The 11242-nt window shown below is 67.2% G+C and carries 11 protein-coding genes and 2 pseudogenes; 8 read left to right on the plus strand and 5 right to left on the minus strand.

Going from position 1 to position 11242, the window contains the following annotated elements; genetic code table 11:
• Positions 1-253: 253 nt before the first annotated feature.
• Together ABZ783_RS36990 and ABZ783_RS36995 are read left to right on the plus strand one after the other, a co-directional pair.
• A pseudogene (locus ABZ783_RS36990) lies at positions 254-388 on the plus strand (integrase); the annotation flags it as partial.
• Positions 389-638: 250 nt separating this feature from the next.
• Entirely contained in the window at positions 639-1349 is a 711-nt protein-coding gene (locus ABZ783_RS36995) for a DinB family protein (RefSeq protein WP_357447762.1), read from the plus strand.
• 135 nt (positions 1350-1484) lie between these two features.
• Here ABZ783_RS36995 and ABZ783_RS37000 read toward each other — a convergent pair whose 3' ends face one another.
• Both ABZ783_RS37000 and ABZ783_RS37005 read right to left on the minus strand, forming a co-directional pair.
• Complete coding sequence (locus ABZ783_RS37000) at positions 1485-1925, minus strand: NUDIX domain-containing protein (RefSeq protein WP_357447787.1); 441 nt, start codon at positions 1923-1925, stop codon at positions 1485-1487.
• A gap of 118 nt (positions 1926-2043) precedes the next feature.
• On the minus strand, positions 2044-2487 hold the full coding sequence (locus ABZ783_RS37005; protein ID WP_357447765.1) for a hypothetical protein: 444 nt from the start codon (positions 2485-2487) through the stop codon (positions 2044-2046).
• 862 nt (positions 2488-3349) lie between these two features.
• Between ABZ783_RS37005 and ABZ783_RS37010 the strand changes: the two genes are divergently transcribed.
• Positions 3350-3709 (plus strand): VOC family protein, encoded by a 360-nt coding sequence (locus ABZ783_RS37010; protein WP_357447768.1) that lies wholly within the window; start codon positions 3350-3352, stop codon positions 3707-3709.
• A 114-nt stretch (positions 3710-3823) separates the two neighbouring features.
• Positions 3824-4342, plus strand: a complete 519-nt coding sequence (locus tag ABZ783_RS37015) for a hypothetical protein (protein WP_357447771.1) — start codon at positions 3824-3826, stop codon at positions 4340-4342.
• A gap of 48 nt (positions 4343-4390) precedes the next feature.
• Here ABZ783_RS37015 and ABZ783_RS37020 read toward each other — a convergent pair.
• The 3 genes and pseudogenes from ABZ783_RS37020 to ABZ783_RS37030 all read right to left on the minus strand — a co-directional run bounded on the left by ABZ783_RS37020 (position 4391) and on the right by ABZ783_RS37030 (position 6893).
• Positions 4391-4862 (minus strand): annotated as a pseudogene (locus tag ABZ783_RS37020) (transposase family protein).
• Between the two features lie 123 nt (positions 4863-4985).
• Positions 4986-5831 (minus strand): aminopeptidase, encoded by an 846-nt coding sequence (locus ABZ783_RS37025; RefSeq protein WP_357447774.1) that lies wholly within the window; start codon positions 5829-5831, stop codon positions 4986-4988.
• A gap of 654 nt (positions 5832-6485) precedes the next feature.
• Positions 6486-6893, minus strand: a complete 408-nt coding sequence (locus ABZ783_RS37030) for a hypothetical protein (RefSeq protein ID WP_073838114.1) — start codon at positions 6891-6893, stop codon at positions 6486-6488.
• A gap of 473 nt (positions 6894-7366) precedes the next feature.
• Here ABZ783_RS37030 and ABZ783_RS37035 point away from each other — a divergent pair, with 473 nt between their 5' ends.
• The 4 genes from ABZ783_RS37035 to ABZ783_RS37050 all read left to right on the plus strand — a co-directional run bounded on the left by ABZ783_RS37035 (position 7367) and on the right by ABZ783_RS37050 (position 10716).
• On the plus strand, positions 7367-8311 hold the full coding sequence (locus ABZ783_RS37035; RefSeq protein ID WP_357447777.1) for an NAD(P)-dependent oxidoreductase: 945 nt from the start codon (positions 7367-7369) through the stop codon (positions 8309-8311).
• Between the two features lie 3 nt (positions 8312-8314).
• On the plus strand, positions 8315-9241 hold the full coding sequence (gene sigJ / locus ABZ783_RS37040) for an RNA polymerase sigma factor SigJ (RefSeq protein ID WP_357447780.1): 927 nt from the start codon (positions 8315-8317) through the stop codon (positions 9239-9241).
• A 147-nt stretch (positions 9242-9388) separates the two neighbouring features.
• A complete protein-coding gene (locus tag ABZ783_RS37045) occupies positions 9389-9772 on the plus strand; it encodes a DoxX family protein (protein ID WP_073838107.1) in 384 nt (127 codons plus the stop codon).
• Positions 9773-9972: 200 nt separating this feature from the next.
• A complete protein-coding gene (locus ABZ783_RS37050) occupies positions 9973-10716 on the plus strand; it encodes a hypothetical protein (RefSeq protein WP_357447784.1) in 744 nt (247 codons plus the stop codon).
• Positions 10717-11242 lie beyond the last annotated feature (526 nt).

Below are 11242 nucleotides of genomic sequence, written 5' to 3' on the forward strand. Positions count from 1 at the left end.
GTTGACCGGCAAGTCGACGCGGCTCTTGCGCCGTCCCTGTGCGTCGACGAAGGCGAGGCCGGTCGTCGCCGTCGCGGCCGCACGCAGCCGGGGGAATCGTGACTCGCACCGATCGGCCCGAGCTGCACGAGGCGGCGGCCGTCGTGTTCCGAGAACGCTGGCCAGAGTTCATTTTCCACGACGACGTGCCGAAGAGATACATGGGCCGGGTCAAGGAGTATTTCGCGCGATATGACGTCATGGTGCTCGATGAGTCAGCCTGCGCGACGTGCAGATCGCCGCCCGCCACGCCGACCCGCGAACCACGATGCGCTACGACCGGGCCCGCAAGAACCTCGACCGGCACCCCAACTACATCCTGGCCGCGTACATGGCCTCCGGAACCTAGACAGCGCTCGCGGCTTTGCCGAGCTGAGGACGTTCAGCGAGTGCCTGCTTATGGCACGCCTGCGTGCGCATCCGGACATCGACGAGCGCTTGCGTGTACCTAGCCGAAACGTTGACCTCGTCTCGTATGGTGCAAGGTCGCCGGCTCGGCGTGTTTCCGCCTGGGTGCTAACAGCCTCCAGGCCCGGCTACAGCACCCTCTACCCGCGGTAACTGCGCGGTTGTCGGTACGCCGGTGGATACTGCCCGGCATGGCGAGCTTCAAGGACCAGGACCTGACTGATGCCGAGTTCCGCGAGTGTGACTTGACCCGCGCTCGTCTGATCGGGGTGGTAATGCAGGACGCTGTGATCGACGGGCTGGTCACCAACCTGGTGGTCAACGGAGTCGAGGTGACGTCGTACGTCGAAGCCGAGCTCGACCGCCGGTATCCGGTGCGGCGGCTGCTCCGTTCAGCCGATCCGGTGGACCTGCTGCAGGCTGTCCGGCAGCTGCGGGCCGGCTGGGCGGAGACGATCGAGCGGCTGCGAGCGATGCCCAGGGGTTCGGAGCAGCAGCGCGTCGGCGGCGAATGGTCGGCGGTAGAGACCCAGCGCCATCTGGTGTTCGTGCACGACTCGTGGTTCCGCCGCTGCTGTCTGGGGTCGACCGAGCCGTTCACCGCGATCGGGCTGGCGTCCGAGTTCGTCCCTGACCAGGAGGAGCAGGGCCTGGACCGAGCGGCGGCCCCCAGTCTCGACGAGGTGCTGGCCGCGCGAGACGTGAGAGGCGCTGAGCTAGAGCGTTGGCTGTCGACGGTGACGGCCGATCAGCTCTCGGCGCCCGCGCCAGTGCCGGCGGGTCCGGGTTGGCCGCCGTATGCCAGGGGAAAGTCGGTGCTGGAGTGCGTTCAGGTGGTACTGAACGAGGAGTGGGCGCATCACGGCTTCTGCGTTCGTGACCTCGAGCTACTCGGATCATGACCCTCGCCACGAGGTTGCGTGCGACTAGCAAGGATTCAGTCCTATCCGCTGATCACGCACCCGGTCAGCGTCCGCTCGTGCCGATGACCGGATGCAGGGGGTTCAACCGGACGGAAGTGTCGAGCAGCGATGGATCTACGGGCCGCTCGGCGATGCGGTTGTCCGTGCTTCGTCGCGACGAGGCAGCCGGTCAGGCTCAGGCAGGGACTGAAGCAATGCCGGCAGGGCGCCAAACACGAGGGGAAGGCCGCCTAGCTCGCCGATCCCGACCCATGCGATGTCATCATGCTCATCAGGTGCACGGTTGGTGGGAGAGCCGACCCAGTCTCTGATTTGCCAGACGCCCACGTGAACGGCGTCCTCACCACTGCCGGCATGCCAGTCGCCCAACCGTGAAGCGGACTCCGCCACAATCTGAACACCGATCTCCTCGCGCATCTCACGCGCGAGGGCCTGTAGTTCCGACTCACCCGCTTCGACATGCCCCCGGGCAGATCCCAGAGATCCGGGTATGCCCGGCGGGTCGGACTGCGGTGTACCAGCAGGACCGCGCCGTTCTCCACGAGTGCACCGCAGACGACGACATGCATAACGGGATTAGCGCACAGGGATAGGACAGGCTCGCTCCAGCCAGAGGGCACGCGCAGACATCTGGCTCTGCCGCCGTTCGTGCGCTCGGCCTGTTCGCCGGCCGTCACTGTTGCGTGGATTGCGTTGGATCGCCGCCGTAGAGGGCTGCGAAGACGCGGTCCCGCAGGATCTCGTACTGCTGGCGGCATCGCCGAGGTGGGCCCGGCGGGCGTTGCTGGACTTGACCGCCGACAACGACTTCCGGTGGCTGGAACTGGTCAGCTGTCAGGTCGACCTCGCGGCCGTCGGCCAATCGATTCCAGTAGTGGTAGCCGACCTTGGCGTCGCCGGCGAGGACCTCGCCGAGGATCAGCTCTCCGCCGAGCAGGTCCTGAATGATCAAGGCAGTCACCCCGCATTGACCACGGGCTGGGTTGTCGGAGTGCCAATCCTGCACATCGTGCGGGTCGCAGGTATCCGCTCCCCAGCCGCCGCGCAGTACCGGCCGCAGCATCTCCAGGTCAATCGCGAGAGGGACTGATCGTTGGTCGCGCTCTTCAGACGTCACCCAGGAAGGGTCAGCCCTCGACCGGGTCGAGAGTCAAGAAATACCCCGCCTCGGGTCCTGGCCGGCCGCCACGGCCCTGGCTACGACAACTACCTGCCACACGACGCGGTGCACTTCCTGGTAGAGGCGGAGGCGCAGCTGGCGTGGGGTGTGTTTGGTCAGCTCGCCGCAGGCCGAAGCAACATCTTCTGGCCCGCAGACCCGATACAGCGGCGCCGGCAGGCACGCCGTGAGAAGAAGAGGACGCCACGTCCGGGCGAGCACGCCGACATGAGCCGCTCCGAGACCCTTGCCTCCCTCTGTCAGCCGTTGTGGGAGGTCCGGGCCGGTCGCCGTTCTGCGCTACCGGATTGGACGTCACGGGTGCAGCCCGGCTTGCTCGAGTCACCGCTGGTGGAAAGCATCCTTGCCCGTCTGGATGAGTTCGCCAGCCGGTGGTACGCGCTACCGCTGAACGGAGGCCTCACCCTGACTTGGCCACTGCCGGTGCGGCGCACGGCGCGCCCCCAGCGTGCGTCGGGCTCACCCCAGCCTGTCGGAACGGCCAGGACCAGTCATCCAACAAGGACCCACGCCAGATCGTAAGCACAAGGATGTCCGTACTCGGGTCGGACTTCGATCCCCAGGACGTATCCAGCAGTGCACTGATCCGCCACCTTCCGTGCGCGCTGCCCCTGCCGGCGCCGTCACGCCTTGTGGCCTGCCTGCCATGCCGGTCGATGTTCGGAACGCCGAAGTGCGGATGGTCCCACGGACTCGACAGGGCCTTCGAGAAGCGCCTTGGCCAGCCCGGCCCACCCGCCCGCGTGTGGGACAGTGGTTCATGCCGTTGAGCGCGTATCACGTCAGAACGTCAATCGCCGTGTCCGACATACAGCGGGCGGTCGCGTTCTACGAAGGCAAACTGGGCCTACAGGCGCTGCAGTCCGGCCCCAGCGCCAACATCGCCGACGGCAGCCGCGTCTATGGTTCGGGTGGCGCGCCAGCACTGAATGTGTACCAGGCGGTCACTGCCGGAAAGACCCCGGCGACACTGGCGACATGGTACGTCGACGACATCGACCAGATCGTTGACGAACTCGTCTCGTCCGGCGTCGAGTTCATCCGCTATGACCAGTTCGAACACGATGCCAAGGGCATTACCGCTCGGGCCGGCGGTGGACGTATCGCGTGGTTCCAGGACCCAGACGGCAATACCTTTGCCCTCGAAGCCGACGACTGAGCCATTTTCATCCTGCACGGCGCTCGGCTCTGACGCGGCGCAGAACCAGGGTGGCCCGCACGATCGCGGTGGTGCGGTGGGCAACAGCGTGCCTCGTCCGAATAGGTTTCGGCGGTGAATCAGGTACGCCGTGCTGTCGTTTTCGCCGATCATGCCCAGTTTTACGTCCAGGATGTCGATGGGCAGGTCGCGGCCGAGGAAGACGAGGACTACGACTGGCCGGAGGCGTGGTCGGACGAGGCGGTCGAGGTATGGCGCATCGGCCTGGACGGCCCATGCTCGATCGCGATCGGCACGGCCCGTAGCGACCACGTCGAGACGGCCCTGCAGGTGCATCACGCCCGCCCGCCGTTGCTGGCTGATGCCGAGCACGTCGTGGAGGCGGATCTCACCGTGCCGAGCGGCGTCGTACACGTCTTCGGATGCACGGAGCTACCCGGGCCGCAGCACCGTGTCGAGATCCCGGCCGGGCAGTATCGGATCCGAGTCTCGCACCTGCCGTCGGGCGCGCCCGCGGCGCCGACACTGGCGTATTCGATCGAACCGGGTCCGCACTTCGACTACCACCTGGACCTGTGGCCGTGCGCTGAAGCGACCGGCGTCGCAGTCATCCGGCGCGGAAGACCTGCGTGACTGGCGCGGCGGAGGTGAGGCAAGACCACGTCGACAAATGAGCCCTTTTCATCCTGGGTAGCGGTTGGCTTCGACGTGGTGCAGTACAAGGATGGCTTGCACGATCGCGGTGGCGCGGCGCGGGCAGCAGCGTAGCTTGGCCAGGATCTTCCAAATCTTGAGGATGGCGATCGCCCGTTCGCCGCGGGCGCGGACTTTCGCGTGCGCCCGGTTCACGGCCTTCTGCCGGCGTGACAGCTTCGGCCGATAACGGCGCCGCTTGAACGGGGTCCGCACGCTGCCGCGGGCGCCTTGGTAGCCCTTGTCCGCGAAGGTCATTACGTCTGCGCGGCTCAGCGCTTCGATGATGCCGTGGGTAGGTGTCGCCGTTACGCAGATGAGCGAGAGCAAGCAATGCCTGCCGTCCCGCACCGAGGCGCCGCCAGCGGGATCGATGCTGCTTACGGTAGCTGCGGATGCGGTCGGCGAGGTGGTTCAGGGTCCGGCTGGACAACGTGATCGTGGACGGGTAAGACAGCACAGGCGAGGCTCCCGGTCGGGGCATCGGGTTTTGCTCGACTGCTGTCTTACCTGGAGCCTCCTCCTTATCGATGTTTGATCAACCTGCACCTGCCCTGAGCTGCACGATCAGCTTGGAAAGGCTCTATGAAGCGTCAGCCTCGCGGGAGCTGCGCAATGCGTCGACGGCCACCAGTCCCGCACCGGCGAGCGCGATTGCCGCCTCTATGGCCCGAGGTACCTGAGGAAAGTCTTCCGTTGGCATGCTCACCATCACTCCTAGCGTCAGGACGACGCCGTCGGCAGGTTCGGCTAGGTTCCACCAGCCTGACCACACCCCGGCGAGATCCGAGTAGGCGCGAGCCGCTCCGAATGACAGCAGGAACAACCCCACCGGGAGCAGCCAACGCCGGTCGGCCCGCCACCCTGACAGCGCGAGTGCCCCCATGGCCACGAGGGCAGCGAGCAGCGCCGGCCACACCGCCCCGAGCAGGTCGATCAGCGGATAACGGCCGAACTCCCGCGCGGCGCTCAGCCCGAACCAGGCGAGTAGCAGCAGCGCGAGGACTGTCGTCGCGACACCCCGCCGCCTGCCGCGTGACGGTAACGCCAACGCACCGGCCGCGAGACAGAGAACGCCAAGCGCCAGACCCAGCGCGGCGAGCCTCTCCCGGTCGATCATCTCCTGCCAACGCGCCAACATGGACGTCTTCGCTACCCCTTGGCCGTATGTCAGCCAGCCTGCTTCATCGACCTGCTCCTGGTACCAGAACAGTCTTACCGCCGCGACCACGGCAAGTAGCCCGATACCGGCGGCGACGGCCCACCTCACGCGGCGCACACCCCGGCTCGCCAGCACGTAGCCGAGCAGTGCGAGCAGCATGACCAGGCCGAACTGCAGCGACGCGGCTGGCATGGCGAGCAGCGCCGCCGCAACCGAGAGCAGACCAGCCGCGACGGATGCAACGAGCAGACCGAACGAAAGACGCATGGCCAAGATCGTGACACATGCGCCAGGCGAGCGGTCCGCATCTGGTCCGCAAGAGGCCGACGCGCAGCGGGGGAGTGGTGTGAGATGTCAAAAGGTGTTTCCGCTGCTAGACCGCCATGTGCCCAGGCCCGCGGGACGGGCAGTTTGATCTCGTAAATGCGTCGGTCATCTCAGCCATAAGTCCAGCGCGCGCTTGCGCCGTGAGGACCACCTCGTCGCAACTGTTGACGATCGCTTGCCTGCTGCGGCCTCCAAGGTGATCGTCTCCGTATCATCCAAGTCAACGTGGATCGGCCGGCTGCTCTGCCGGTCCAGACAAACCCGAACCACGTACGGTCCCGGCGCTACGACGAAGCTCTGACTGGCACCGCGCTCCAAGCTCCCGATGATCTCCCCGTCGATTTCGATCATCATTTGCCGAGATATCGCAACGTCAAAGGCTCGACGGAACGTGATGACCGGCATGAGTCGTGCACCCCTTATTAGAAGGCTGTACAGCCATCCGTACAGCCAAGACCGCCGCCAAGCGCCGACACTGACGGACGACGACGGACGGCATAACCAGGGACATCGTCACCCGACCAGCCATCCGCGATCTTCTTCTAAACTCCGGGCGGCTCGGTCCGCCGGCGCTTGACAGCCGACATTGAGACCTCACGGGTTATGAACGTTCGCCGAGCGTGCCAGTTTGCGCTGAACGGCCCGGAGGAGAAAGATCGTCTCTTCGTCTGATAGGCCGGTCGTGGTCGACCAATCACAACCGGATCCGAAAATGTCGCTGGCGAAAACTACCTCAGTGGCTATCAGGACACGTCGCCAGTCACGACGGCTAAGCGGCGCTTCAGCGCGGATCGACGCGTGCAAAGGACCGGCCTGCGCATAGAAATCCTCGACCCCCTCGAAGCCCATGGCGACCGCCAACGCCTCAGTGCTATGAGCCGGCCCGCCCCACTCCATGAGCCCCCGGGCGAGTAGGTGGCGTTCAGCTTCCGTGAGGTCGACCATGACCAGGTCGCCGAGAGCCGCGGCTGGCTGACCTGGTTGCGCGTCCGCTCCGTCCATGCGTCGATCGTGCCAGCCTGCGAGCAGGTGCGGGCCATCCCACCACACCGCGCACCTGCTCTGCCACCGTCGCCCGGTCATCGCCCTGGCGCTCGATGGCACTCGGCCCCACACTCTCCAGCTTCGACGGTGGTCGGGCTGAGCTGGTCATCTCGTCGCGGTAGTCGCGCCACTGCTGGCGCAGCTCGTCGTGGCGGGCTCAGCGAGTACCCGCGACAGGCCCAGCTCCTCACCGGCGCTGAGCTTCAGGAGCCAGACCGTGGCTGCCACCTCTGGCGTCGCTTCGCCGCGCTCGGCTTCCAACTGCTTCCGCACGGCCCATGATGCGGCCATGACGGCTGACCTTGCCCGTCGGCCAGCCAGGCTGGTTCCATTTGGTGGTGGCTAGCGCGCCGTGTGACCTGGGTAACAGCCGTTCATGGGGTGCGGGGCCGTCTCGTCTCTGTTGGTGAGCACGAACGAACGGAGACGTCATGAAGATCTTCATCGCCGGAGCGTCGGGCGCGATCGGCAGCCACCTGGCTACCCAGCTCGTGGCACGCGGCCACGAGGTCGTCGGCACCACCCGCTCGGCCGCCAAGACCGGCGCTTTGCGCGCGCTGGGCGTCGAACCGGTCATCGTCGACGCGCTCGACCCCGAGTCGGTGGCCGATGCCGTGGCCAAGGCCGAGCCGGAGGTGATCGTGCATCAGCTGACCGCGCTGAGTGGACCGGCGGACTTTCGGCACGCCAAGCAGATGGCGGCCGCCACCAACCGGCTGCGCACCGAGGGCACTGACCACCTGCTGGCCGCAGCGCGTGCCGTCGGGGTGCGCAAGTTCGTAGCGCAGAGCAACGCGATGTGGATGGAACGCACCGACGGGCCGGTCGCTGAGGAAGACGGCCGGATCGAGCCGAACCCGCCCGCTGATGCCGAGGAGGCCGTGGCCGCACTGCGCCACGTGGAGACCGCGGTGACCGGTATTACCTGGGCCGAGGGCATCGCGCTTCGCTACGGTTGTTTTTATGGTCCGGGGACCGGAATCGAGGCCGCACCGGATGCCGTCATGGCCGTGCAGATCCGCGCGGGGAAGTTCCCGATCGTCGGCAGCGGTGCTGGGGTGTGGTCGCTAGTGCACATCGCCGATGCCGCGTCGGCCACGGTCTCGGCCATCGAACACGGCAGGCGCGGTATCTACCACGTCGCTGACGACGATCCGGCACCGGTCCGTGAATGGCTGCCTTACCTTGCCCGCGCGCTCGGTGCCAAGCCTCCCCGCCGCTTCCCGGCGTGGCTTGTCCGCTTGCTGGCCGGCGAGGCGCCGGTGAACCTGATGACCCAGGCTCGCGGGATCTCCAGCGAGAAGGCCAAACGCGAACTGGGCTGGACGCTGCAATACCCGAGCTGGCGCAAGGGTTTCATTGAGGGGCTGGGCTGACCGGTGTCATCCGCTGATCTCTACGGCGAGCTGCGCCCGCGGGCGTTTGCCATCGCGTATCAGATGCTCGGCAGCGTGAGCGAGGCCGAAGACGTGGTGCAGGAGGCGTTCTTGCGGACGCATCAGACCCTGCGGCGCGACGAGGCGATCAGCTCGCCGCGGGCGTACATCGCCACGCTGGTCACCCGGCTGTCCATCGATCAGCTCCGCTCGGCCCGGGCGCGGCGGGAGCGGTATGTCGGGGAGTGGCTGCCCGAGCCGTTGGTCACTGGTCCGTCACCCGCGGACCACGCGGAGACCGCTGATTCGCTGTCGCTGGCGTTCCTCGTCCTCCTGGAGACCCTTTCGCCGCGGCAGCGGGCCGCGTTCCTGCTGCGCGAGGTATTCGACTATCCGTACGCCGAGGTCGCCGACATCATCGGCACCGACGTCGACAGCACCCGACACCTGGTGGCGAAGGCTCGTGCCCACGTCCAGGAGCGTCGGCCGCGGTACCACGCATCTCGGCAGCAGCGAGAAGAGCTGGCCCAGCGCTTCTTCGCCGCCGCCGAGCAGGGCGACCTGCGGGCGTTGGAGGCACTGCTGGCCCAGGACGTGGTTCTGCACGGCGATGGTGGCGGGAAGGTCCCCGCGCTGGTGCGGCCGGTCAACGGCCGGAATCGTGTGGCACGGCACCTGGTGACCGCGATGTCCGTGGTGGCACCGCACGGTGGCGTGCGCATCCAGATCGCCGAGGTCAACGGCCTGCCCGGCGCCATGATGTTCGACTCGCAGGACCGGCTCTTCGGTGTGCTGGGACTCGACATCGCCGACGGTGAGATCCAGGCGATCCACTCCATCGTCAACCCCGACAAGCTGCGCCACCTCGACTCGGTCAGCGACCTCGGTGCTCAGATCCGCGCAGCCCGCCGATCCGGCAGCGACACCTGAACCATTGATGACGCCGGCGCCACGACCCCGCGACGGACGTGCCGCATGACGGCTCATCACCGGACCCGACGATGCCCCTCACACGGATCCGATCGCCACTCCGGCTTCAAGACCGGAGCCCCCTCCAAACCCGCAGGGAGAAACCCCATGAACCTGACTCTGTGGATCATCGCCGCACTGCTGTCCGCTGCCTTCCTCGCCGGCGGCGCCATCAAGCTGACCCAGCCCAAGCAGAAGCTGGCCGCCGCCCCCAGCGGGGGATGGGTCGAGGACTTCAGCGCCGGTGCCGTCAAGGCCATCGGAGCCCTCGAGGCCCTGGCCGCGGTGGGCCTAGTCCTGCCCGCCGCCATCGGCATCGCGCCGATTCTTGTGCCGCTGGCCGCTGTCGGTCTGGCGTTGATGATGGCCGGTGCGATGATCACGCACCTCCGCCGCCACGAGACGAAGGTGATCGTGGTGAACCTGGCCTATCTCGCCCTGGCCGCCTTCGTAGCGTGGGGCCGCTTCGGCCCCGAGTCCTTCACCAGCTGACCGGGCGCGGCGTCCGGCCACGAATTGCCCCCTCGACTCGGGCGAGGGGGCCATTCGACGCCCACGCCACCGGCGCCACCCGGCCCGAGCGGGTCGCCCTCAGCTCAGCGCGTGCAGTACCAGGCGGGTCTGCTGATGAGAGGCCCGGGAGTCGTACTGACTGGGCACGCTGCCGGCTCGCCGAACCCAACTGGCAGGGGGTGGCGCTCAACCTCTATCCGAAGGGGGTGACGCCGCCTGCACCGCAGGTCATCGGAATCGACGCACGGGCGTCCAGGGTGAGTACGGTGCCCGCGCCCGACGTACGGGGCGCACCGGCGACCTTCACCCAGTACGACGTCGACGGTACCGACACCCTCTTTCTCCGGTGGCAGTACGCCCCGGACGGGTGGGCCGAGGTCCAGGTTGCGCCCTGGGCGTCGGGGCAGGATGCCCGCGAGGTCGCCCTGCACGTGGCGCAGAAGCTCAGGTTCAGTACGACCGAGCGGGTGCGGTTGCCTGCCCAGGTCACGGGGGTGCCGCAGAACCTGCGGCCGATCCTGACCAACATCTGCGGGCCGCTGACCTCCGACGGCTGGCGGTGGTGGGCCGGCGTCACGTACGGCACCGAACCGGCCACTACGGATTCCGATGCACAGCGGGCGAAAACGCTGGACGTCAGCTTCCGTCCGTCCGTCGAGATGACCGACGAGATCCGGGCCGAACTGAACGGTAAGGAGGATCCGCAGCCGAACACCACCATCGACGGCCATCAGGCGTTCTTCAACCCTGCCCGTGATCCGAACTGGCGCGAGTTGCTGACCGTGTACGACGTGCAAACGCTGACGGTCGAGATCGATGCATACCGCGGGACGCGCGATGAGCAGGGCACCAAGGGCCTGTTCCAGCACCTCGACCTCGCCGGTGCCACGCGGGACTGGCGCCCGGCGCTGGTGGTCGACTGACGTGCGCAGTCACCGCCCCGGAACCCGCCGATGGGTCCGGGGCGGTCCGCGTCCGGCCCCCGTTTGCCTGGTCGTGACCATCGACACCGGCACCGCCACGGACGGCCACGAACGTCATCTGCTGCGAGTGCTGCTCCAAGGGCGGCCCGGAGTCGTGTGAACGGAACCCTGCGCAGCCGTCTTCCTCTGCCGCCAACCTCGGTACCGGCCTGGTGGTACGCCGTCCTGGCGCGTGAACGCATTCGCGGGCGGCCCTGGACCAAACCTGCCCGGCGTCCTGACAGTCGAGTGACCGCGCCAGCGGCGTCCTGATCGCGCATGGGGGCGCTCCTCCGAATCTGCCGTCGGCGGCGCGGCGATGCTTGCACGCCGTCACCCTCGGTAACCGTCAGCCGTTGCGAGGACAACCGGAATTGCCGAGTTGAGTAGATGGGTTCGCCCGAACAATGGCGTTGCGTCCACTTGGCGACGCCGATATTTTGCCGGCGTGGAGATCGTGACTCGCACCGATCGGCCCGAGCTGCAC

This window comes from Micromonospora sp. NPDC047738 (genome assembly GCF_040642675.1).
Taxonomy (GTDB): Bacteria; Actinomycetota; Actinomycetes; order Mycobacteriales; family Micromonosporaceae; genus Micromonospora.

Bases quoted from the DNA above. Each gene is read 5' to 3' on its own strand.
- ABZ783_RS37045 (WP_073838107.1), top strand. From the start codon at position 9,389: ATGAACCTGACTCTGTGGATCATCGCCGCACTGCTGTCCGCTGCCTTC.
- ABZ783_RS37025 (WP_357447774.1), bottom strand. From the start codon at position 5,831: ATGCGTCTTTCGTTCGGTCTGCTCGTTGCATCCGTCGCGGCTGGTCTG.
- ABZ783_RS37030 (WP_073838114.1), bottom strand. From the start codon at position 6,893: ATGGACGGAGCGGACGCGCAACCAGGTCAGCCAGCCGCGGCTCTCGGC.
- ABZ783_RS37035 (WP_357447777.1), top strand. From the start codon at position 7,367: ATGAAGATCTTCATCGCCGGAGCGTCGGGCGCGATCGGCAGCCACCTG.
- ABZ783_RS36995 (WP_357447762.1), top strand. From the start codon at position 639: ATGGCGAGCTTCAAGGACCAGGACCTGACTGATGCCGAGTTCCGCGAG.